Genomic DNA, 21,987 nt, shown 5'->3' on the forward strand with positions numbered 1-21,987 from the left:
CGCGGCCGGACTACAGGGTCAGTGCCCGCTCGATCAGTTCGGCCTGCTCCACGGCGTGACGCTTGGCGGATCCGGCGGCGGGCGACGCCGCCGCCGGACGGGAGACCACGCGCACGAAGCGACCGAGGTGCGGAGCGACCTCGACGGCCACGAACGGCCAGGCGCCCTGGTTCTCCGGCTCGTCCTGCACCCACACGACCTCTGCGTTCGGGTACTGGTCGAGAACAGATGTCAGTTCGTCGATCGGCGCTGGGTAGTACTGTTCGAGCCGCACGAGTGCGATCGCGTCGTCGGGCTTCTTCTGCAGCTCGTTCAGCAGGTCGTAGTGGATCTTGCCCGAGTGCAGCAGCACGCGGGTGACCGCAGCCTTGTCGGCGACGCGGGTGTCGTCGATCACGGGCTCGAAGGTTCCACCGGTCAGATCGGGCACGTCGGATGTCGCGCCCCGGAGCCGGAGCATCGCCTTCGGCGTGAACACGATCAGCGGCTTGCGCGGTCGGGCGTACGCCTGCCGGCGGAGCAGGTGGAAGTACGACGCGGGCGTCGAGGGGCGGGCGACCGTCATGTTGTTCTCGGCGCACAGCTGCAGGTAGCGCTCGATGCGCGCCGAGGAGTGGTCGGGGCCCTGGCCCTCGTAGCCGTGGGGGAGAAGAAGCACGAGCGACGAGCGCTGCGCCCACTTCTGCTCGGCCGACGAGATGAACTCGTCGATCACGATCTGGGCGCCGTTGGCGAAGTCGCCGAACTGGGCCTCCCAGAGCACGAGCGCGTCGGGCCGTTCGACCGAGTAGCCGTACTCGAAGCCCATGGCGGCGTATTCGCTGAGCAGCGAGTCGTAGATCCAGAAGCGGGCCTGGTTCTCGCCGAGGTTCGCGAGCGGGAGCCATTCCTGGCCGTTCTCGCGATCGTGCAGCACGGCGTGACGCTGCACGAAGGTTCCGCGGCGCGTGTCCTGACCTGCGAAGCGCACGGGAGTGCCCTCGAGCAGTAGCGAACCGAGAGCGAGGAGCTCGGCGAAGGCCCAGTCGATGCCACCCGACCGGCTCATCTCGAGGCGCTTGTTCAGAAGCTGCTGCAGCTTGGGGTGAACGGTGAAGCCCGCGGGCTTGTTCTGGAACGCGTCGCCGATCTGGCGGATCGTAGACTCGGACACCGCGGTCGAGAACGCCTCGGTCTCGGACGCGTCGTTCTGCTGGGCATCGGGCAGTTCGAGGTCGGCGACACTCGATCCATCGGGCGTGATGATCGGGATCGACGAGGTCTGCGCCGCGTGCGTCTCGGCGAAGGCCCGCTCGAGGCGGTCCTGGAAGTCGCGGTGAGCGGCCTCGTACTCCTCCTCGGTGATGTCGCCACGGCCGACGAGGGACTCCGTGTAGAGCCGACGAACGCTTCGCTTCGCCTCGATGAGGTTGTACATGAGCGGCTGGGTCATCGAGGGGTCGTCTCCCTCGTTGTGCCCGCGGCGGCGGTAGCAGATCAGGTCGATGAACACGTCGCGGTGGAACTGCTGGCGGTACTCGAACGCGAGCTGGGCGACCCGCACGACCGACTCGGGGTCGTCTCCGTTGACGTGGAAGATCGGGGCCTGGATCGTCTTGGCGACATCGGTCGAGTACACCGACGAGCGGGACTCGCCGGGGGGAGTCGTGAAGCCCACCTGGTTGTTGATGTTGATGTGGATGGTGCCGCCCGTGCGGTAGCCGCGGAGCTGGGACATCTGCAGCGTCTCCACCACGATGCCCTGGCCCGCGAGTGCCGCGTCGCCGTGGATCAGGATCGGAAGGGTCGAGAACGTGCCGATCGCCTTGCGGTCCTGCTTGGCGCGCACGATGCCCTCGAGCACGCCGTCGGCGGCCTCGAGGTGCGACGGGTTGGCCGCAAGGTAGACGGGGATCTCGGTGCCGTCGCTGCCGTGGAACGTTCCCTCCGTTCCCAGGTGGTACTTCACGTCGCCGGAGCCCTGGACGGTTCGCGGGTCCTGGGTGCCCTCGAACTCGCGGAAGATCTGTCCGTAGGTCTTGCCCGCGATGTTCGTGAGCACGTTGAGCCTGCCACGGTGGGCCATGCCGATGGCGACCTCGTCGAGGCCCTCGTCGGCGGCACCCTGGATGACCGCGTCGAGCAGGGCGATGGTCGACTCTCCGCCCTCGAGGCTGAACCGCTTCTGGCCGACGTACTTGGTCTGCAGGAAGGTCTCGAACGCCTCGGCCTCGTTGAGCTTCGCAAGGATGCGCATCTGCTCGTCGTGGCCCGGCTTGGCGTAGGGCCGCTCGATCTTGTCCTGGATCCACTTGCGCTGCGCCGGGTCCTGGATGTGCATGTACTCGATGCCGGTCTTGCGGCAGTAGGAATCGCGGAGCACGCCGAGGATGTCGCGGAGCAGCGCACTGCGCTTGGCACCGAACTCGCCGGTCACGAACTCCCGGTCGAGATCCCAGAGCGTGAGCCCGTGGCTCTCGATGTCGAGGTCGGGGTGGGTGCGCTGGCGGTACTCGAGCGGATCGATGTCGGCCATGAGGTGGCCCCGCACGCGGAACGCGTTGATCAGCTCCTGCACGCGGGCCGTCTTGTCGACGGCGTCGGAGAGGTCGACGCTGATGTCGGGAGCCCAGTGGATCGGGGCGTAGGGGATGCGCAGCTCGGCGAAGATGTTCTCGTAGAAGTTGCGTTCGCCGATGAGCAGCTCATGCACCTTGCGCAGGTACTCGCCTGAGCCCGCACCCTGGATGACGCGGTGGTCGTAGGTGCTCGTGAGGGTGATGATCTTGCCGATGCCCAGGTCGTTCAGGGTCTTGGGGCTGGTTCCCTGGAACTCGGCGGGGTATTCGAGGGCGCCGGCGCCGATGATGCAGCCCTGGCCCTTCATCAGCCGCGGCACGGAGTGCACGGTGCCGATTCCACCGGGGTTGGTCAGGGAGATCGTCGTTCCCTGGAAGTCGGCGGCGGTGAGCTTGTTGGCGCGAGCGCGGCTGACCAGCTCCTCGTAGGCGCCGAGGAACTCGTTGAAGCCCATGGTGTCGGCGCGCTTGATGCCGGGAACGAGAAGCGCACGCGTTCCGTCGGGCTTGGGGATGTCGATCGCGATGCCCAGGCCGACGTGGGCGGGGGCGACGACCGAGGGCTTGCCGTCGACAACGTCGTAGTAGACGTTCTGGCTGCGGAACTCCTTCATCGCCTGCACGAGCGCCCAGCCGATGATGTGGGTGAACGACACCTTGCCGCCGCGGCTGCGCTTGAGGTTCGAGTTGATGACGATGCGGTTGTCGATGAGCAGCTTGGCCGGGATCGAGCGCACGCTGGTGGCCGTCGGCACGGTGAGGCTGGCGTCCATGTTGGTCGCCAGGGTCTTGGCCATTCCGCGCAGCGGAGTGACCGTGTCCTTCTCGGCCTCCTCCTCGTCGGAGGCGGTCGATTCGGATGCGGCCTCGCGCTTGGGCGCGGAGACCGGTGCCTCTGCGGGGATGGGCGCCTGGCGGGCCTGGACGCTGGTGGTGCGGGCCTCGGGCTGCGTCTCGCGCTGGTCGGCGACGGATGCGCCCGAGGGCGCCTCGGTCGACACGGTCGCGACGGGTGACGTCGGCGGGGTGGTGGCCCCGGAGCCGGAGCCTTGCGCGATCTGCTCGGACTCGGTCGCGGCCGGAGGAGTCTGTTCGGCCGTCACGGCGGGAGCCGTCGGCGCGGCACCACCCTTGGAGACGACGGTCGAGTGGTAGCTCTCGAGGATCGGCCACCACGACTCGTCGACGGACTTCCTATCTACCTTGAACTGCTCGTAGAGCTCTTCGACGAGCCACTCATTGGCTCCGAACTCCGACGATCCTTCGTCGTTTTCCACTCCGGTCGTTTGGCTAGACAAGCCCGATCGCCCACTCTCTTCATCGTGCATCGACAATTCGCCTGAAATCAGTACATTCGTCACAGTCGTCAGCGCCCTGCATCGTTGCCGGAGGGCGCCCGACACGTTCGGAGTCAAGCCTAATCCCCTCAGCCCTGAGCGCCACCCGACCGGGGCCGCGTGGGCCGGAAGCGACTACCGTGGAGGACATGGAGTTCTATCACGCGACAGCGAGCCACGACCTCACGTATTCCGACGTCTTCCTCGTGCCCTCGCGCTCCCGGGTGACCAGCCGCCTCGACGTCTCGCTCGCCCCGAACGACGGCACCGGAGCAACGATCCCGATCGTCAGCGCGAACATGAACTCGGTCACCGGCCCTCGCCTCTCCGCCAGCCTCGCGCGGCGCGGAGGCCTCGGCGTGCTCCCGCAGGACATGCATCTCCAAGACCTCGACGCGGCGATCCGCTGGGTCAAGGCCCAGCCCGTCGAGTTCGACACCCCCTTCGACTTCGCGCCCGGCGACACGGTCGAGCAGGCGCTCCAGCAGATCCCCGCCGTCGCGGGCCAGGGAATCGTCATCCACGATTCGGCCGGCGGATACCTCGGCTGCATTCCGGCCGCCCGTCTCGCCTCGGCCCTGCCCGACGCACTGCTCGGCGACCTCCTCCACGGGCCCCTCACAGCGCTGTCGGCCGATGACATCGACTCGCCGCGACAGGCATTCGACGCGATGGTCGAGGCCGGCCTCGACTTCGCGCCGGTCATGCGGCACGGCTCCGTGATCGGAACGCTCAGCCGCACCAGCGCCCTGCGTTCCACTCTCTACACGCCGGCGCTCGATGCGCACGGCCGCCTGCGGGTCGCCGCAGCCGTCGGCATCAACGGCGACGTCGCATCCAAGGCCCGTGCGCTCGCATCGGCCGGAGTCGACGTGCTGGTCATCGACACGGCCCACGGTCACCAGGAGGGAATGCTGCGTGCCATCGAGACCGTGGCGAACGAGAACCTCGGGCTGCCCATCGTGGCCGGCAACATCGTGACCGCCGAGGCCGTGCGCGACCTCGTCTCCGCGGGAGCGTCGATCCTCAAGGTCGGCGTCGGTCCCGGCGCGATGTGCACCACCCGCATGATGACGGCGGTCGGTCGCCCGCAGTTCTCAGCCGTGCTCGAGACCGCCGACACGGCTCGCGAGCTGGGTGCGCACGTGTGGGCCGACGGGGGAGTGCGCTACCCGCGCGACGTCGCCCTCGCCCTGGCCGCGGGCGCGTCGAGCGTCATGATCGGCTCGTGGTTCGCCGGCACGATCGAGGCGCCGGGCACACTGAAGACGGATGCGACGGGTCGGCTCTACAAGGAGAGCTGGGGCATGGCGTCGACGAAGGCCGTCAAAGACCGCTTCGGCCGACTCGACGCCTACGAGCTCGCCCGCAAGACGCTCTTCGCCGAGGGCATCTCCTCGAGCAGCATCTACCTCGACCCGCTGCGCCCGTCGGTCGAGGATCTGCTCGACATGATCACCTCCGGCGTGCGCAGCTCGTTCACCTACGCGGGGGCCAGCGACGTCGCGGAGTTCCACGACCGCGCCCTGGTCGGAATCCAGTCGGCGGCTGGCTATGAAGAAGGAAAAGCGCTTCCCGTCAGCTGGTAGCGCCGGGTGATCGGCGGGATCGAGCCGGTATACTGACGAGACAATGGACGACCCTCCCTCAGCCCATCCCTCCCTTCTTCTGAGCAGCTCCGGTGGCACCCGTGCCTCTTGACTGGATCATGTTCGGCGTCGGTATCGTTCTCACCTTCGGTACCGGCATCTTCGTCGCCAGCGAGTTCGCGCTGGTCAACCTCGACCGCAGCGATCTCGAGGCGCGACAGAAGCGTGGCGACACCGGGCTCGGCCCCACGATCTCCGCCCTGAAGATCACCTCGACGCACCTCTCGAGCGCCCAGCTCGGCATCACACTCACCACGCTACTCACGGGTTACACGATGGAGCCGGCCATCTCGAATCTGCTCCGTGCGCCACTGACGGGTGTCGGCATCCCCGAGGCCGTGGTGCCCGGCGTCTCGGCGACCGTGGCCATCGTGTTCGCCACGCTGCTGTCGATGATCGTCGGAGAACTCGTGCCGAAGAGCTTCGCCCTGGCGCTTCCCCTGCAGACCGCGAAACTGGTGATCCCGTTCCAGCGGCTCTTCACGCTGGTATTCAAGCCGGCGGTCAGCCTGCTCAACAACAGCGCGAACGGTCTTCTCCGAGCCATCGGCATCGAGCCGAAAGAGGAGCTCTCGGGTGCCCGCACCGCCGAGGAGCTCTCGTCGCTGGTGCGACGCTCGGCCATGCAGGGCAGCCTCGACCTCGACACGGCGACCCTGCTCAACCGCACCCTCCTCTTCTCGGGGCACACGGCATCCGACGCCATGACACCGCGACCGCGCATCGCGAGCGTCAAACGCACCGACAGCGCCGAAGACGTCATCACCCTGACCCGCACGACAGGACACAGCCGCTTTCCCGTGCTCGACGACGACATCGACGATATCGTCGGCGTGGTGCACGTGAAGCAGGCCGTCAGCGTTCCCCGATCGCGGCGACGTGACGTGCCCGCGGCGGCCCTGGCCTCGAACGTGATCCGCGTGCCCGAGACCATGAAGCTCGACTCCCTGCTGGGGGAACTGCGCGGACGCGGCTACCAGATGGCGATCGTCGTCGACGAATACGGCGGAACTGCCGGCGTCGTCACGCTCGAGGACCTCGTCGAGGAGCTCGTGGGCGAACTCGACGACGAGCACGACCGTTCACGGGCCGGCGTCGTGAAGACGCTCAACTCCGTGTCGTTTCCCGGCATGCTCCGACCTGACGAGCTCGCCGACAGGGCGGGCATCAGCGTTCCCGACGACGGCCCGTACGAGACGGTGGGCGGTTTCATGATGAGCGAGCTGGGGCGGCTTCCGGTCGTGGGCGACACGGTCGAGTTGCCCACCGGGCAACTCGCCGTCGTGCGGCTCGACGGCCGCCGTATCGATCGCATCCGCTTCACCCCCACCGCCACAGACGAGGCCGCCGCTCCGGTCGACGCGCTGGCATCCGACGATTCCACCCGGGAGGTGAACGATCGTGGCTGATTGGCTGGGTATCGTCTGGCTCGTTGTGCTGCTTCTGGCCAACGCGTTCTTCGTCGGCGCCGAGTTCGCCGTCATCTCCGCGCGTCGCTCGCAGATCGAGCCCCTCGCCGAGCAGGGCAAGGCGAGTGCGAAGACGGCCCTCTGGGCCATGGAGCACGCGACGCTCATGCTGGCCATGTGCCAGCTGGGAATCACGGTGTGCTCCCTGCTGATCCTCAACGTGTCCGAGCCGGCCATCCATCACCTGCTCGAGATACCGCTGGAGCTCACCGGACTGCCCGAGGAGGTCATCGGCACGATCGCGTTCGTCATCGCGCTGCTGGTCGTGTCGTTCCTGCACGTCGTGTTCGGAGAGATGGTTCCCAAGAACCTCTCGTTCTCGCTGCCGGATCGCGCCGTTCTGCTGCTCGCGCCCCCGCTGGTCTGGCTCGCGCGCGTGTTCAAGTTCGTGATCGTCGCCCTCAACGCGACGGCGAACTCGATTCTGCGGCTGTTCGGGGTGGAGCCCAAAGACGAGGCGGCCAGCGCGTTCACGCTCGACGAGGTGTCGACGATCGTGTCGCAGTCGACCCGGGAGGGTGTGCTGAGCGACACGACGGGCGCACTCAACGCGGCCTTCGAGTTCACGTCGAAGACGGTGAAAGACGTCGCCGTGCCGCTGGAATCGCTTGTGAGCCTCTCGGATCACGTGACGCCTGCGGAGATCGAGCATGCGGTCGCCAAGCACGGCTTCTCCCGCTACATCGTGGTCGACGAGGAGGGCCGCCCCGACGGCTATCTGCACCTCAAAGACGTGATCGACCTCGACGAGGACGAGGTCGACCGCCCGGTCCCCGCGAAGCGGATCAGACAGCTGGTGTCGATGTACGACGGCACCGAGCTCGAAGACGCCCTGGCGAGCATGCGGCGCACGAACGCGCACCTGGCCCGCACGTTCTCCGAGTCGGGGCGAACCACCGGTGTGCTCTTCCTCGAAGACATCATCGAGGAGCTCGTCGGCGAGGTGCAGGACGCCACCCGGCGCATCTGAGAACTAGGTCGTCGAGCCGGTCGAGTCGTCGGATGTGCCGGAGTCGTCGTTCGTGCCGGAGTCGTCGTTCGTGCCTGAGTCGTCGTTCGTGCCTGAGTCGTCGTTCGTGCCTGAGTCGTCGCCCTGCCCGGGGAGGACTCCATCGGGCGGCGCCTGACCCGGAGTGAAGCCGTCGGGGAACCGTCCGTCCTGCATCTGGCCGGGACCGGCATCGCCCGGCAGGTTCGCGCCCACGGCCATGCCGCCGCCGAACGCGAGCGCGAGGATGACGACGCCGCCGGCGACGATCGCCACGATGCGGCCGGTGCGCCGCCGCGGGTGTGCGGGCTCGACGTTCTGTCGTGGGGCCGACTCGACGCTCGGGGAGTGCGGCGTCGGCTCGACGTTCTGGGGAGAAGGGGTGAAGAGTGTCATGGCAGACAGTGTTCACGCCGACGCTGACCGGCCGGTTCGACCGGACTATGAGTTGGGTAAGAGCGTCGGCTCGATGCGCCGGAAGCGGGTGGCAGTCAGTCGTTCCGACACCGCGCATGACTTGCTGTCGCGTGCACCGGCGACGCGGAGGGTCTCCCGCACGGCGGCCTCGCCGAAGGTCGCATCCCGCCCCTTCGCATAGATCGCCCACAGGGGGAGAGGCCCGCACGCCACGAATGCCGACAGGAGGTCCTCCCGGTTGTCGGCGCGAACGATCACCATGGAGGCCTCGTCGACACGGTCCGTCTGCACCCCGTCGAGGGCTTCGGCCAGCGCCGGGTCGTCGCAGGGGCCGATGAGCAGGGCGCGGGTGCCACCACCGAGTCCCAGCTTCTCGCGGAGAGTGGGCGGAGGCGTGCTGATGGCTTTCGCCCAGGATGTGGCCGCTCGTGCACCGAGATGGAGCGCGACGGATTCGTTCTCATGGCGGAATCGCAGCACCTCGCCGTCGACTTCGAGCTTCTGAATCGCCGCCGTGGCGAAGCGACGACGGATCTCGCCCCGGAGGATCAGGTCGCGGGCTTCCAGGAGTGCGGTGACGTCGCCCGTCTCGTCGTCGACCTCGGCGCGCACCCGGGCTTCACGTCCCATCGGCATCTCCGAGGGCGGCGACCGCGACTGCGACAGCGGCCAGCCGGGCCGTGTCCGTCGAGTACATCCAGTTCCGTCCTCGCCGATCGAGGATGAGCAGCCCGGACTTGCGCAGCACCTTCAGATGCTCCGATACCGACGGCAGTGACAGCGTCGAGACCTCCGCGAGATCGCCGGCGGACCGCTCGTCGTGCGCGCACGCTCGAACGAAGGCGCGCCGGTCGGGATGCGAAAGCGCGCGCAGGGCCTCACTGAGGTCGACCTCGATCACTTCTGTATCAGCGTCAGCACGTTGCCGGCCGGATCTGCCACCTGCGCCTTGCGCACCCATCCGTTGTCTGTGGCGGGCATCACGACAGAGCCACCCGCGGCTGCTGCGTCGAGCAGCGCTGCGTCGAGGTCCTCGACGACGACCCCGAGTGTCAACGACGACTCGGGTGCCTCGACCAGAGCGCCTCGCAGTGACGGAGTCTCAACCTGTGCATACCCGGGTCCGCGATCCTCGACCGCCCAGCCGAGCACCTCTCGATAGAAGCTGGAGAGGCCAGCGATGTCTCCGCCCGAGATATCGAAGTGCCCGATGACTCCCTGCGCTGCGCTCATGCTGTTCTCCCTGTGCTCTAAGTCCTCCACTGCGCCCATATTATTTCGGATAAACCCGAAATGTCAACAGTGCAGTCGAGGCTGCCGCTACTCGGGCCAGCTGGCGCGGATGTACTGCGACGGCCAGTAGTCGATGGCCACGCCCAGTTCATGAGCCGCTCGCAGGGCGAAGTGCGGATCTCGCAGCATCTCCCGGCCGAGCATCACCGCGTCGGCCCGACCCTCGTCGACGATGGCGGCCGCCTGCGCCGGGGTGGTGATGAGACCGACGGCGCTCACGGGGACATCTCCGTTGGTCGCCACGAACTCGGCCAAGGGCACCTGATAGCCGGGGCCGACGGGGATCGTCACTCCCGTGGTGTTGCCGCCGCTCGAGATGTCGAAGACGTCGGCGCCGCTGTCGCGAGCCCAGGCGGCGACGGCCGACGTCTGCTGCTCGTCCCACCCGTCGAGCGCCCAGTCGGTGGCCGAGAACCTCACGAGGAGGGGCACGTCGTCGCCCACGGCCTGTCGCACGGCCGAGACGACGCGCAGGAGAAGCCGAGCCCTGTTCTCGAGGCTGCCCCCGTATTCGTCGGTGCGCTCGTTGCTGAGGGGAGACAGGAACTGGTGGAGCAGGTACCCGTGCGCCGCGTGGAGTTCGAGCACGTCGAATCCCGCGCCGATCGCGCGGACGGCTGCCGCGACGAAGTCGTCGACGACCCCGTCGATGCCTGCAGGATCGAGCTCGACCGGGGCCGCGTAGCCGGGGAATGCGATGGGCGACGGGCCCATGGACTGCCAGCCACCGGCATCCACCGGCACCGTGCCGCGTTCGCTCGCCCACGGGCGGTACGTCGAGGCCTTTCGACCCGCGTGCGCCAACTGGATGCCGGCCGCGGCGCCCTGGGAGTGCAGGAAGTCGGTGATGCGCCGGAAGGCCTCGGCCTGCTCGTCGTTCCAGAGACCCAGATCCTGAGGCGAGATGCGCCCCTCGGGACTGACGGCCGTGGCCTCGGTGATCACGAGTCCCGCACCGCCCTGCCCGAACGATCCCAGGTGCACGAGGTGCCAGTCGGTGGTCATGCCGTCTTCGGCGTCGGCCGAGTACTGGCACATGGGTGCCACCCAGATGCGGTTGCGCAGGCTCACGCCGCGGATCGTCAGGGGAGTGAAGAGGGCGGTGCCGGTCATCGTGGTCTCTCTGGTCGTCATGCGGATGCGAGCTCGGCCTTCTCGTCGAGGTAGGAGCGCAGGAGCTCGGCCGTGGTGAAGACGTGACCGTCGATGCCGAGAGCGGCGGCTCCGTCGATGTTCACGGCCTTGTTGTCGATGAAGATCATGTCGCCCGCCTCGATGCCCAGGTCGTCGAGCACGTCTCGATAGATGGCCTGCTCCGGCTTGAGCCTGCCCATCTCAGCGCTCACGAAGATGCGCTCGAACAGCGATCCCATGGGGCCGTGGCGGAAGTAGCCGCCGAAGTCGAATCCGGCGTTCGAGAGCAGTGCCATGCGGGTGCCGCCCTCGCGCAGGGCGAGCAGCACGTCGTAGGTGTCCGGGTTGACGCTGAGCCAGCTGCGATGGTCGGCGATCCACAGCTGCTGGATGCGCGACTCGCTGAAGTCGACGCCGGCGTGCCGCGCGATCTCGAGCCAGTACTGCCGGATGCTCATGGTGCCGGCGTCGAGGGCGTCGCGATTCTTCCAGTAGGGAGGCCAGAACGAATCCTCGGGCACCCGGGCTATCGACAGGAGCGCCTGTCGGTCGCTGTCTGACGGCGAGAAGGAGATGACCTCGCCGTAGTCGAAGACCACGACCTTGCCGGGAATGCTGATGGGCATGGAGACTCCACGGATCGTAGAAGCAGGGGGCTCATCCAATCTATCGTGGAGAGGTGAGCGACCAGAGCGAGGACAACGCCGACGAGGCGAAAGCGGGCCGCGGTCCGACGCACGAGTGGACGGCGGCCGACGCCCGGCGCTATCTGCGGGTGCCGCGAGCGACCGACGACAAGTACAGCCGAGGCGTGCTCGGAATGCGAACGGGATCGGAGGCCTATCCCGGTGCGGCCGTGCTCGGTGTCGACGCCGCGTCGCGCACCGGTGTCGGCATGCTTCGTTACCTGGGTCCCGAGACCCCGACACGACTGGTGCTGCAGCGCAGGCCGGAGGTCGTGACGGCGTCGGGCAGGGTGCAGGCCTGGCTCCTCGGATCGGGCATGGATGCCGAACAGAGATCGGATGCGCAGACCGCGTCGCTGAGGGACGCCCTGGGGGAGGGCCTGCCGGTGGTTCTCGATGCCGGCGCGCTCGACCTCGTGCAGGATGCCGGGGCCGACACGGTCATCACACCGCACGCCGGCGAGCTGGCGTCGGTCTGGGCCCGCATCGGTGTCGCTGTCGACAGAACGACGATCGCGGCGCATCCGGTTCACTGGGCGGTCGAGACCGCGGAGCGATTCGGCGTCACCGTGCTGCTGAAAGGCGCCCGCACCGTCGTCGCCGGCCCATCGACCCCCACGATCACCGTGACCGCCTCGTCGAGCTGGGCCGCGACCGCCGGCTCAGGCGACGTTCTCGGCGGAATCCTCGGGGCTCTCCTCGCCACGAACGCCGAGTTCCTGCCCGACGAGGGTACGGGCATCCTGTCTCGAGTCGCGGCCACGGCCGCGTTCCTGCACCAGGCTGCGGGCGCCCGCGCATCCGGTGGCGGGCCTATCGTCGCTCTCGACATCGCGGAAGCCGTCGGCAGGACGATCGCCGACCTGCTGGGACAGCAGCCCGACTGACGATCAGCGCGGTGCGACCGCGAGGGTGAAGTCGATCGAGCCCGCGTCGTCGACCCGGACGAAACCGAGATCGATGGGGGAGATCCCGTAATCGTCGAAGACGACGGGAACGCTTCCGGCGACGACCAGGCGTCCATTCTCCATTCGCGCGGTCAGATCCACGTGCACGGCGTGACTCACGCCGTGCAGGCTCAGCTCACCCGAAGCCGCAACAACCACGGGCTGGCCGTCGAGCAGCTCCCCGTCGAGGGCGATGGGCGACGACAGGGTGAACAACGCGGTCGGGTAGTCGGCCGCGTCGAGCGCCGGGCCCCTGAAGTAGGCGTCGCGGGTCGCGTTGTCTGTCGTGATGCTGGCCACCTCGACGACGATGGTGGCGCTCGTGAGCACGCTGTCGTCGACGGTGGCCGACCCGCTGACATGGTCGGTCGTGCCCGATACCGTCAACGGAGAGCCGTTGACCACGGCGCCGACCGTGTACCCCGCGCTCGAGCCGTCGGCGATGTCCCAGGCGCCCGAGAGCTCGGCGATGTCGTCGAAGGCGACCCGGGGCGACACCTCCCGCACCGTGGGCATCACACTGGGAACCTGTGCCGCAGGACTCGACGCCGCACTGCCGTAGATGATGGGCCCGGCCACGGCGGCCATGGTGCCGACGGCGAGCACCGACGCCGAGACGCCGATCGCGATGCTCACAATTCTCTTCATGGTCCGTCCGGGGTCAGTGGGTGAGCGACCAGCCAAGCAGGCACAGGTGACTCCTTGCTGGGAGGCTCCGGAGAGCCGCCTGTGTGCCGGTCGCAGGCCCGGTGGAGAACGGTCGGCCTAGTATGGGCGTCGTGCGCATGATGCTGGAGACGACGGTGAGACGACCCGTCGTCCTGTGGTCGGCCTTCCTCCTCGTGCACGCGTGGCTCGGTTTCGTGGGGCTCACCCATCCCACGCTGCCCTGGGGCGATGTGACCCTGCAGTACAGGCCGTGGGTGCAGAACGCCCTCGCTGGAGACATCGTCGGAGTCTCCCACCCCTGGGTGTATCCGCTCGTCGCGCTCGTTCCGATGCTCGCCGCGATGGTGCTCGGACCGGAGCTCTACGGAATCGGATGGCTGCTGGTCGTCGTGGTCACGGATGCCGTCGTCCTCGCCTTCCTTCTCTCCCGCACGGGTCCGAGCTCACGGCTCCACTCGCCGCGGATCGTGGCCGCCTGGTGGTGGATCGGCTTCCTCCTGCTTCTCGGGCCAGTCGCTCTCGGGCGCATCGATGTGACGACCGTGGCCATCTCGATCATCGCTCTGCTCGTGGCCCAGCGTCGCCCCGTGGTGGCGGGAGCGCTGCTCGCCGTCGCCACATGGATCAAGGTGTGGCCGGCGGTCCTCGTGGCCGTGATCGTCGTGGCGGTGCGCGGGCGCGGCCGTGCCGCGCTCGCCTTCGCCGCGACGGCCGTCGCCATCGGCCTCATCGTGCTCGCCCTCGGCAGCGGGGCGAACAGCCTCGGATTCATCTCACAGCAGTCCTCTCGCGGGCTTCAGATCGAGGCGCCGATCAGCACGGTCTGGATGTGGATCGCCTTCGTCGACCCGACGGCGGCGGCAGTGCAGTACATTCCTGATATCAACACGTTCCAGGTCGTGGGATCGGGTGTCGACCAGGCCAGTGCCCTGATGACCCCGCTCCTCGTCGTCGTCTCGGCGGGGCTTCTTTTTCTCGGGGCGATCGTCAGCCGCAGCGGAGCACGGGCCGTGCACCTGCTCGCACCCCTCGGTCTCGCCATCGTCGTGGGCCTGCTCGTCTTCAACAAGGTCGGATCCCCGCAGTTCGTCCTGTGGATCGCCGCTCCCGTCGTGCTCGGCATCGCGACGCAGGGCAGGAGGTTCCGTGCTCCCGCGATTCTCGCCCTCGGCATCGCCGCCGTCACCCAGCTCATCTATCCGTTCGGGTACGACGCGCTCCTGGTCCTCGAGCCGGGGATGCTGCTGGTGCTGACCGCACGCAACATCGCGCTCGTCGTGCTGTTCGGCATGGCCGTGCGGATGGTCTGGCGACTGAGACGCGGATCCAAGCCCCTCATTCCGCTCCGAACCTCACAAGAAAGACAGGTCACCTGATGCTCGTCGCCTTCTCTGTAGCGCCCTCCGGCTCCGGCAACGAAGACGGTTCGGTGCACGACGCCGTCGCGGCCGCCGTGAAGGTCGTTCGCGACTCGGGCCTGCCGAACCAGACCGATTCGATGTTCACGACCATCGAGGGCGACTGGGACGAGGTCTTCGCGGTCGTCAAACAGGCGACGGAGGCCGTGGCCGCGTTCGGCAGCCGGGTCTCGCTCGTGCTGAAGGCGGATATCCGCCCCGGCTACAGCGGCGAGCTCACGGCCAAGGTGGAACGGCTGGAGGCCGCGCTCGACGACCTCACTCCGTGAGGTCGGTCTCCGAGGTGCGGTGGAAGTCGACCTGCACGAGGAGCCCGTCCTGGATCGCCCTCTTGCGCAGCGCGACCTTGGTTCCGACATCGATGCCGGCGACCCGGTACTTCTCTCGGATTCGCTTCAGGTAGGACTTCGCGGTCTCCTCCGAGATGTCGAGGGCCTGCGCCACCTGCTTCACCGGTTCGCCGCCGCCGTAGAGGGCCATGACACGGCGCTCCTGCGCGGACAGCTTGGGCGCGCCTCCGACCTCGTCGGCCGAGAGCGCGAGGTCGAGTTCGCTCGAGATGAAGGGCTTTCCGGCGTGGGCCGCCCGGATCGCCTCGACGATCATGCCCGCCTCCTCGCTCTTGACGAGGTAGCCCAGAGCGCCGGCGGCGATGGCCTCCCTGATGACCGCGGGTTCGGAGTAGGTGCTCATGAGCACGGTCTTCACCCCGGTGGTCTTGAGGGTGCGGAGCTTGACAGAGATCGGCAGCGAGTCCTTGAGGTCGAGATCGAGCAGCACCACGTCGACGGGGAACTCGGGGTGGGTGAGCAGATCGGGCCAGGTCGTGACGGCGGCCACCATGTCGATGTCGTCCGCCGCGTTGCGGATCCACTCCGTCAGCGCTCCGAGAAGCATTCGGTGGTCGTCGACGATCGCAAGTCGGATCGGTGCTGCGGAGTCTGTCACGGTTGTCCTCCCGGCCGCCTACCCGGCGGCCTGCTGTGCCACTGTTCGTACTGAGGTCACGATCGTCATGCTTCCCCCCGCGATCATCTCCGAATGATCACCGACGCGATCGAGTGCCGGCCACACGGCGGGATCGATACGACGCCGCGGGACGCCGTCGACCGTGAGTGCGACCGGGAACCCAATCCTACTGGCAGCAGTCGCATCCGCCTCGACGTTCCGCGGACCTATCGTGATCTGGAGCGTGGGCTGCAGTCGGACGGACTCGGCGACGAGAAGCCAGACCGCGGAGAGCAGTCCCTCCCGTTCACTGGCGTCGAGGAATCCGGCGAGTCCCTCGGGATCGGTGAGGGTCACCACCGGGCCCAGGACCTCGGACTCCTCGATCGCGTGATGCAGCCACGTGTCGTGCCGTCCCGCCACGAGCAGCAGGCGGAGTTCGGTGGCGATCGACGATGCACCGGCCGCGACCTTCGGGTCGAGGGGCAGGTGGATGCTGCCGCTGGCCACTCCGTCGAGGATCCTCTCCGCATCGAGGTCGAGACGCGCCAGCTCGTCGGACGCGCGCATGCCGAACGCGAATCTCGGCGCCAGCAGCGTGCTCTCGACCGCGGAGCGGTCCAGCTCGAGTTGCACGAGTGTGCCGAATCCCTGCACGACGAGTGCTCCGATCAGCGGGGGCAGGAGGGCTGTCGCCGCCATCTGCACCGAGGGCCCGGATTCGAACGACCCGGACGCGATGCCCGCGCCCACCATGGCCGCGATCACGACCGCGAACGCGCTGTCGGCCAGGAGCAGCTCTCGCGCCGGGCGGGATCCGACCAGCGCGAGGAGGGTCGCACCGACTCCGTAGATCGTCGAGGAGTGGAGGATCGGCTGCGGGGTGCCGAGGACGGCGATCGTCTCGATCAGCAGCGCGAGCGAGAGAAGAACCATGGCCGAGCTGAAGACGAGCGCCGGGTGACGCCCGTGATGGCGTCGGGCGAGCAGAGACGACCCGACGAAGGCGACAGCGAGCAGCGCCCACGCGATCACGCGCAGGGGCGTCGAGCCCGCCGGGGACTCGCCGACGGCGTCGACGACGAACGCCGCGAGTCCGCGCAGGAACAGGAACGATCCGATCGCGAGCGCGCCGATGCCGAGGTAGCCGTACCCGAGCCGGGAGTCCTGCGCCAGGTCGTCTCTCAGGGCCGAGACGGCGCGCGGGCCGATCTGGCGCGCCCGCACGAGGCGGCTCAGAACGGTCGGGTCCTCACCGGGGAGGGGCGCGCCGGGCGCCGTCGTCTCGCTCACAGCTTGGGCACCTCCAGCACGACGGTGGTGCCCGAACCCGGGGCGGAGAAGAGTCGGGTTCTTCCCCCGACATCGCGGATGCGCGCGATGACGGATTCGGCCAGACCGAGTCTCGCCGAATCGACCTGATCGAGATCGAAGCCGACGCCGGTGTCGGTCACCATGGCCCGCACGGTCGTATCGTCCTGCGTGATGGTCACCTCCGCGTCGGCGACGCCGGAGTGCCGCCGCACGTTCTCGAGGCACTCGGCCAGCGACAGCAGAAAAGCGTCGAGCACATCGCTGGGCAGAAGCAGTCGGCCGGCGCCGTGCCACGACACGGTGAGTCCCATGCGATCGAAGCGCTGTTTCACGGACTCGAGGGTGTGTCCCAGATCGCTCGTCTCGGTCGCCTCCAGCGTGTATGCGCCGGAGGACTGCGGCATCGGGGTGCCCCCGAGTCGCAGCTGCCTCAGCAGGCGTGCATCTTCGGATGCCTGGGCCCGCAGCGCGTCAGGACTGACGCCGACTCCGGAATGCGCGAGAAGCGTGAGCGTGGCGAGCACGGTGTCGTGCAGGAGCCGGGCTCCCTGTCGGCGCTGCGCCTCGGTCTCCGTCGCATGGCGCTCGGCCAGGTGCGCGCGCCCGAGCCGTGCGATGCGGGCGAGGGCGCGCGAGATGCTCACCGACAACCAGACGGATACGCCCACGAGCGCCGCCCATCCCACGGCGAAGGAGAGCACGCTCCGAACCGGGGTGATCGCATCCGCTGTTGCGACGATGGTCGTTGCCAGCGCAAGCACCGCGCCCAGTGAGAGGGTGACGATGCGCGCGGGGCCATCGAGGTTGCAGACGAGAAGTGCAGGAAGCGCACCCGATCCGAGGAGGATGGCGGCACTGGAGGTGGAGCCCGAGCCGCCCCCCAGGGCGTCGAGACCGAGAAGAAGGATCGTCGCCGCCCCGAGGACAAGGACGGACGCGGACCAGAGGAGGGACCGGGTTCTGCCGATGATCGTGAATCCGGCGGCCATCGCCGCGTAGAGCGGAACGGTCACGGCGAGCACGTCGAGGTTGGCGGGAACGTCGAGCAGCAGGGCGAGGTGCGAGGCGGCGAGGAAGGACAGTCCGATGAGCCGGGCCGTGCGGGCCAGGAATCGGGGCTGCCCGCCCGCGCTCAGCGGCACGAGAGGGGCAGGTCGAGAACGGAGGGTCGACGGTCGATCACGCTCGACATGCTAGCCGCTCTGTGCCCTGAAGTGGGGGACCTGCACATCTGGTATTGCACATGCCGTCGGCGTAGCCTGAGTGAACCGCTTGGGGGGAACCGCCGGGAGTGTCGTTGGCAAGGCGACGCTCCCGGCTTTTTTTCTGCGCGACGCGAGTCGCACGCCCGAATCCGTCACGCATCCAGCAGTCGTCTGAGGTGTCGACCGACGGCCTCGCTCTCGATGAGGAACCCGTCGTGCCCGAACGGCGAGGACAGCACGACCGCATCTGTCCCGTCGATGTTGCCGGGCACATGGCGGGCGATCTCGAACTGATCCTCTATCGGGAACAGCCGGTCGCTGTCGATGCCGATCACCACGGTGGGGATGGTGACCCTCGAAAGCGCGCTCGACAGGCCTCCCCGCCCGCGACCGACGTCGTGCGAGTTCATGGCCTGCACGAGGGTGACATAGGAGTTCGCGTCGAACCGCCGGGTGAACTTGTTGCCGTGGAAGTCGAGGTAGGACTCGACGGCGAACCTGCCGTCGCGTCCGAGGGGGCTGATGCCCGACTGCCAGCTGCGCCCGAACCTGTCGTTCAGCTCCGACGGACTCCGGTAGTTCAGAAGGGCCATGCGCCGGGCGAGGGCCAGGCCTCGATGCGGCCCCTCGCCATCGGCCGCGTCGTAGTACTGCCCGCCCGAGAAACGGGGATCGATGTGGATCGCCTCGACCTGTACGGAGTTGAGCGCCACCTGGTCGGCGCTCGACCTGGCCGGGGCAGCGATGACGGCGAGCCGGTCGATGCGCTGCGGCTGCGTGACACCCCACTCGATGGCGTGCATGCCTCCCATCGATCCGCCGACGACGGCCGCCCAGCGATCGATGCCGATCGCCTCCGAGAACGCGACCTGCGCTCGAACCTGGTCTGCGACGGTGGTGTACGGGAACGACGCGCCCCACTCCGTTCCGTCGGGGCCGAGGGATGCGGGACCCGTGCTTCCCTGGCACCCGCCCAGCATGTTCGGGCTCACCACGAACCACCGGTCGGTGTCGATCGCGAGCCCGGGACCGACGATGCCGCTCCACCAGCCGTCGGTGGGATGCCCCGGCGACGCGGTGCCCACGAGGTGGCTGTCGCCGGTCAGGGCGTGCAGAACCAGGATCGCGTTGTCGCGGGCGGGCGACAGGGTTCCGAGCGTCTCGTAGGCGATGCGAACGTCGGGGAGGGTCGTTCCGATCTCGAAGTCGAACGATCCGATCGACACGAACCGTCGGCATCCGACGGGGTCGCCGTCGCGCCAGGCGCCGGATGCGGGGGGCTTGCCCAGGATGGAGCGGATCTGCGCGTCGGTGATGAAGCCGCTCGGGACGGTGTCTTCGGGTGTCTGCCAGTCCATATCAGCTCATTCTCGCGTGCAGAAGGCGACCCGGCCCGAATGTTACGTCGGACCGGGTCGCCGGTTGGATCGGAGCGGGGGACTAGACCGCGGCGTTCGCCCGCGCGACCTCGCGTGCGGCCGTGAGGCCCGCCTGCAGGTCGGCCTTGATGTCGTCGATGTTCTCGAGCCCGACAGACAGGCGCACGAGACCGGGCGTGACGCCCGACGTGAGCTGCTGCTCGGGCGTCAACTGCGAGTGCGTCGTCGACGCCGGGTGGATGACGAGACTCCGCACGTCGCCGATGTTGGCCAGGTGGCTGAACAGCGTGAGGTTGTCGACCAGCGCGCGCCCGGCATCCACCCCGCCCTTCAGCTCGAACGACAGCACGGCGCCGACACCCTTGGGCGCGTACCGGTTGGCAGCCGCGTACCAGGGGCTCGACGGCAGGCCGGCGTAGTAGACCGTGGCGATGTCGTCGTGGGCGTCGAGCCACTCGGCGACCTCCTGGGCGTTCTGCACGTGGCGCTCGATGCGCAGGCTGAGCGTCTCGATGCCCTGGATGAGCTGCCACGCGCTGGCCGGAGCGATCGAGGACCCGAGGTCGCGCAGCAGCTGCACACGCGCCTTGATGATGTACGCGATGCCGTTGCCGAGCGCTTCGGAGTAGTTGACCCCGTGGTACGAGGGGTCGGGGGAGGTGAGACCCGGGAAGCGGTCGGGGTGCTCGCTCCAGGCGAACTTTCCTCCGTCGACGATGACGCCGCCGATGACGGTGCCGTGACCGCCGAGGAACTTCGTGGCCGAGTGCACGATGATGTCTGCGCCGTGCTCGAACGGGCGGATCAGGTAGGGCGTCGCGATCGTGTTGTCGACGATGAGCGGCACACCGGCTTCGTGCGCCACATCGGCCACGAGGCGGATGTCGAGGATGTTGATCTTCGGGTTGCCGATGGTCTCGGCGAAGAAGAGCTTCGTGTTCGGGCGCACGGCGCGACGCCATTCCTCGGCGTCGTCCTGGTTCTCGACGAACGTCGTCTCGATTCCGAGCTTCGCGAGGGTGTACTTGAAGAGGTTGTAGGTGCCGCCGTAGATCGAGGCGCTCGACACGATGTGGTCGCCCGCCTCGGCGATGTTCAGCACGGCGAAGGTCTCCGCGGCCTGACCGGATGCCACGAGCAGCGCCGCCGTTCCTCCCTCGAGGGCGGCGACCCGCTCCTCCACGACGTTCTGGGTGGGGTTCTGGATGCGCGTGTAGATGTTGCCGAACTCGGCCAGGGCGAAGAGGTTCTTCGCATGGTCGGAGTTGTTGAAGACGTACGAGGTCGTCTGGTAGATGGGTGTCGCGCGGGCGTTGGTCACCGGGTCGGGTGCCGCGCCCGAGTGGATCTGCTTGGTCTCGAATTTCCAGCCGGCGTCGTTGTCGCTCATGAGTCCTGCCTCCTTGGGGCGAATGCGAGAGCTGATCGCTCCTGAGGCGAGCCTAGGAACCGGGTTCCTTGGCGTCAACGGAGGGGGACACACGGCGTAACAGCCATCGCGGCTTGGGCTCGACCAGGGGACGGAAGATCTTCTGCACGGGCCTCGAGGCGAGGAGGAAGGTGACGACGATCGCGAAAAGGATCATGGCCGGGAGGTACCAGAAGGGAGTGTCTCCCTCGAGAATGCCCGACTCGCGGAACGGATACAGGACGAAGGTGTGCAGCAGGTAGATGTACAGCGTCGCCTGGCCCAGGTCGGTGAAGATCGTGCGACGGCGCGGCACCAGCACGAGAAAGGCGAAAGACAGGATGACGGCCACGACGATCACGGCGAGCCTGACTGCGCCGGCCCACCACTCGTCGTACCCCATGGCGGGGTAGGACTCGTCGAACAGGAGGAACCGTCGGACGCCGATCTCGCGCCAGAAGTCGATGCCCGTGAAGGCGACGAGCGCGACCGCCGCGAACACCAGTACGGCGCCCGCGCGCCACACGGCGACGGTCGCCGGCGACCACGACAGCCACCGGCGGGTCAGATCGCTGCCCCGCAGACGCCAGCCGAGCACGAAGAAGGGAAGCAGGCCGAGCGTGCGCGAGACGGCGAACTCCGAGGTGATGGCGCCGATGTACCCCGCCCATACCGAGATGATGACGCTGATCAGCAGCGGATAGCGCAGCTGCGCGAGGTACGGCAGCGCCACGCGCCACGCGATCAGCGACAGGATGAACCACAGTGTCCACGACGGCTGCGCCAGGTCGAGGTTCAGTGTGCCGACGACGGCCCAGCGCACCAGAGTCCAGATGGTCTCGAAGATGACGTAGGGCAGCACCAGATCTGTGACGAGGCGCTTCAACTGTTTGACCCCGGGAGGGCTCGACTTGGCGAAATACCCGCTCACGAGCACGAACACGGGAACGTGGAACGCGTAGATGACGAGGTACACGCTGTACGACGTGTCGGAGGCGGAGATGAGACGCAGGATGGCGTGACCGATGACCACGAGTGTGATGGCCAGATAGCGGGCGTTGTCCCAGAGCGGCAGGCGCACCTTCGACCCGGTGGCGGGGGCATCCCTGCCCGGATGGCGGGGCACAGGCAGAGAAGTCACGGCGCCCAGCCTAGCTTCGGGCCGATT

Annotated in this window: 20 protein-coding genes; 6 read left to right on the forward strand and 14 right to left on the reverse strand. The window is 68.0% G+C overall.

Annotated elements, in window-relative coordinates:
* Positions 1 to 10: 10 nt before the first annotated feature.
* Positions 11 to 3,856 (reverse strand): multifunctional oxoglutarate decarboxylase/oxoglutarate dehydrogenase thiamine pyrophosphate-binding subunit/dihydrolipoyllysine-residue succinyltransferase subunit, encoded by a 3,846-nt coding sequence (locus QCD70_RS01235; protein ID WP_301213303.1) that lies wholly within the window; start codon positions 3,854 to 3,856, stop codon positions 11 to 13.
* A 188-nt stretch (positions 3,857 to 4,044) separates the two neighbouring features.
* On the opposite strand from QCD70_RS01235, the gene QCD70_RS01240 reads away from it, so the two are divergent.
* The 3 genes from QCD70_RS01240 (at position 4,045) to QCD70_RS01250 (ending at position 7,983) form a co-directional block, all read left to right on the forward strand.
* Positions 4,045 to 5,484, forward strand: a complete 1,440-nt coding sequence (locus QCD70_RS01240) for a GuaB1 family IMP dehydrogenase-related protein (RefSeq protein WP_301213304.1) — start codon at positions 4,045 to 4,047, stop codon at positions 5,482 to 5,484.
* A 119-nt stretch (positions 5,485 to 5,603) separates the two neighbouring features.
* Entirely contained in the window at positions 5,604 to 6,953 is a 1,350-nt protein-coding gene (locus QCD70_RS01245) for a hemolysin family protein (RefSeq protein ID WP_301213483.1), read from the forward strand.
* The gene (locus QCD70_RS01250) at positions 6,946 to 7,983 is read left to right on the forward strand and encodes a hemolysin family protein (RefSeq protein ID WP_301213305.1); all 1,038 of its coding nucleotides are present in this window, start codon (positions 6,946 to 6,948) and stop codon (positions 7,981 to 7,983) included. The genes QCD70_RS01245 and QCD70_RS01250 overlap by 8 nt, the downstream gene beginning before the upstream one ends.
* A 3-nt stretch (positions 7,984 to 7,986) precedes the next feature.
* On the opposite strand, the gene QCD70_RS01255 is transcribed toward QCD70_RS01250, so the two are convergent.
* From QCD70_RS01255 to QCD70_RS01280, 6 genes are all read right to left on the reverse strand, one after another.
* Positions 7,987 to 8,397 (reverse strand): hypothetical protein, encoded by a 411-nt coding sequence (locus QCD70_RS01255; protein ID WP_301213306.1) that lies wholly within the window; start codon positions 8,395 to 8,397, stop codon positions 7,987 to 7,989.
* Positions 8,398 to 8,442: 45 nt separating this feature from the next.
* Entirely contained in the window at positions 8,443 to 9,048 is a 606-nt protein-coding gene (locus QCD70_RS01260) for a hypothetical protein (RefSeq protein ID WP_301213307.1), read from the reverse strand.
* Complete coding sequence (locus QCD70_RS01265) at positions 9,038 to 9,319, reverse strand: ArsR/SmtB family transcription factor (protein ID WP_301213309.1); 282 nt, start codon at positions 9,317 to 9,319, stop codon at positions 9,038 to 9,040. Before QCD70_RS01265 ends, QCD70_RS01260 begins: the two co-directional genes overlap by 11 nt.
* Positions 9,316 to 9,651, reverse strand: a complete 336-nt coding sequence (locus QCD70_RS01270; RefSeq protein ID WP_301213310.1) for a VOC family protein — start codon at positions 9,649 to 9,651, stop codon at positions 9,316 to 9,318. Before QCD70_RS01270 ends, QCD70_RS01265 begins: the two co-directional genes overlap by 4 nt.
* Before the next feature lie 87 nt (positions 9,652 to 9,738).
* Positions 9,739 to 10,824 carry an NADH:flavin oxidoreductase/NADH oxidase gene (locus QCD70_RS01275; RefSeq protein WP_301213484.1) on the reverse strand — a complete coding sequence of 362 codons (1,086 nt, stop codon included), beginning with the start codon at positions 10,822 to 10,824 and terminating at the stop codon, positions 9,739 to 9,741.
* A gap of 17 nt (positions 10,825 to 10,841) precedes the next feature.
* Entirely contained in the window at positions 10,842 to 11,471 is a 630-nt protein-coding gene (locus tag QCD70_RS01280) for an HAD family hydrolase (RefSeq protein ID WP_301213311.1), read from the reverse strand.
* A 53-nt stretch (positions 11,472 to 11,524) separates the two neighbouring features.
* Between QCD70_RS01280 and QCD70_RS01285 the strand changes: the two genes are divergently transcribed.
* Positions 11,525 to 12,418 carry an ADP-dependent NAD(P)H-hydrate dehydratase gene (locus QCD70_RS01285; RefSeq protein ID WP_301213312.1) on the forward strand — a complete coding sequence of 298 codons (894 nt, stop codon included), beginning with the start codon at positions 11,525 to 11,527 and terminating at the stop codon, positions 12,416 to 12,418.
* Between the two features lie 3 nt (positions 12,419 to 12,421).
* On the opposite strand, the gene QCD70_RS01290 is transcribed toward QCD70_RS01285, so the two are convergent.
* Positions 12,422 to 13,114, reverse strand: a complete 693-nt coding sequence (locus QCD70_RS01290; protein WP_301213313.1) for a YceI family protein — start codon at positions 13,112 to 13,114, stop codon at positions 12,422 to 12,424.
* A gap of 149 nt (positions 13,115 to 13,263) precedes the next feature.
* Between QCD70_RS01290 and QCD70_RS01295 the strand changes: the two genes are divergently transcribed.
* Together QCD70_RS01295 and QCD70_RS01300 are read left to right on the forward strand one after the other, a co-directional pair.
* Positions 13,264 to 14,523 carry a glycosyltransferase 87 family protein gene (locus QCD70_RS01295; protein ID WP_301213485.1) on the forward strand — a complete coding sequence of 420 codons (1,260 nt, stop codon included), beginning with the start codon at positions 13,264 to 13,266 and terminating at the stop codon, positions 14,521 to 14,523.
* Complete coding sequence (locus tag QCD70_RS01300) at positions 14,523 to 14,834, forward strand: thiamine-binding protein (RefSeq protein ID WP_301213314.1); 312 nt, start codon at positions 14,523 to 14,525, stop codon at positions 14,832 to 14,834. Before QCD70_RS01295 ends, QCD70_RS01300 begins: the two co-directional genes overlap by 1 nt.
* Here QCD70_RS01300 and QCD70_RS01305 read toward each other — a convergent pair.
* The 6 genes from QCD70_RS01305 to QCD70_RS01330 form a co-directional block, all read right to left on the reverse strand.
* Positions 14,824 to 15,513 carry a response regulator transcription factor gene (locus QCD70_RS01305; protein ID WP_301213315.1) on the reverse strand — a complete coding sequence of 230 codons (690 nt, stop codon included), beginning with the start codon at positions 15,511 to 15,513 and terminating at the stop codon, positions 14,824 to 14,826. The two genes, QCD70_RS01300 and QCD70_RS01305, sit on opposite strands and share 11 nt — an antisense overlap.
* An 18-nt stretch (positions 15,514 to 15,531) precedes the next feature.
* Positions 15,532 to 16,806 (reverse strand): hypothetical protein, encoded by a 1,275-nt coding sequence (locus QCD70_RS01310; RefSeq protein WP_301213316.1) that lies wholly within the window; start codon positions 16,804 to 16,806, stop codon positions 15,532 to 15,534.
* Positions 16,803 to 17,969, reverse strand: coding sequence for a sensor histidine kinase (locus tag QCD70_RS01315; protein ID WP_301213317.1), 1,167 nt, complete (start codon positions 17,967 to 17,969; stop codon positions 16,803 to 16,805). The genes QCD70_RS01310 and QCD70_RS01315 overlap by 4 nt, the downstream gene beginning before the upstream one ends.
* Positions 17,970 to 18,184: 215 nt before the next feature.
* Entirely contained in the window at positions 18,185 to 19,390 is a 1,206-nt protein-coding gene (gene metX, locus QCD70_RS01320) for a homoserine O-acetyltransferase MetX (protein WP_301213318.1), read from the reverse strand.
* 82 nt (positions 19,391 to 19,472) lie between these two features.
* Positions 19,473 to 20,801: a bifunctional o-acetylhomoserine/o-acetylserine sulfhydrylase gene (locus QCD70_RS01325; RefSeq protein WP_301213319.1), complete on the reverse strand. Its 1,329-nt coding sequence runs from the start codon at positions 20,799 to 20,801 to the stop codon at positions 19,473 to 19,475.
* A gap of 52 nt (positions 20,802 to 20,853) precedes the next feature.
* Complete coding sequence (locus QCD70_RS01330) at positions 20,854 to 21,960, reverse strand: acyltransferase family protein (RefSeq protein WP_301213320.1); 1,107 nt, start codon at positions 21,958 to 21,960, stop codon at positions 20,854 to 20,856.
* Positions 21,961 to 21,987 lie beyond the last annotated feature (27 nt).

Source organism: Agreia sp. PsM10 (genome assembly GCF_030433855.1).
Lineage (GTDB): Bacteria > Actinomycetota > Actinomycetes > Actinomycetales > Microbacteriaceae > Agreia.

Coding starts and splice junctions, on each gene's coding strand:
- QCD70_RS01270 (WP_301213310.1), bottom strand. CDS start 9,651: ATGAGCGCAGCGCAGGGAGTCATCGGGCACTTCGATATCTCGGGCGGA.
- QCD70_RS01245 (WP_301213483.1), top strand. CDS start 5,604: ATGTTCGGCGTCGGTATCGTTCTCACCTTCGGTACCGGCATCTTCGTC.
- metX (WP_301213318.1), bottom strand. CDS start 19,390: ATGGACTGGCAGACACCCGAAGACACCGTCCCGAGCGGCTTCATCACC.
- QCD70_RS01280 (WP_301213311.1), bottom strand. CDS start 11,471: ATGCCCATCAGCATTCCCGGCAAGGTCGTGGTCTTCGACTACGGCGAG.
- QCD70_RS01325 (WP_301213319.1), bottom strand. CDS start 20,801: ATGAGCGACAACGACGCCGGCTGGAAATTCGAGACCAAGCAGATCCAC.
- QCD70_RS01300 (WP_301213314.1), top strand. CDS start 14,523: ATGCTCGTCGCCTTCTCTGTAGCGCCCTCCGGCTCCGGCAACGAAGAC.
- QCD70_RS01240 (WP_301213304.1), top strand. CDS start 4,045: ATGGAGTTCTATCACGCGACAGCGAGCCACGACCTCACGTATTCCGAC.
- QCD70_RS01260 (WP_301213307.1), bottom strand. CDS start 9,048: ATGGGACGTGAAGCCCGGGTGCGCGCCGAGGTCGACGACGAGACGGGC.
- QCD70_RS01295 (WP_301213485.1), top strand. CDS start 13,264: ATGATGCTGGAGACGACGGTGAGACGACCCGTCGTCCTGTGGTCGGCC.
- QCD70_RS01255 (WP_301213306.1), bottom strand. CDS start 8,397: ATGACACTCTTCACCCCTTCTCCCCAGAACGTCGAGCCGACGCCGCAC.
- QCD70_RS01275 (WP_301213484.1), bottom strand. CDS start 10,824: ATGACCGGCACCGCCCTCTTCACTCCCCTGACGATCCGCGGCGTGAGC.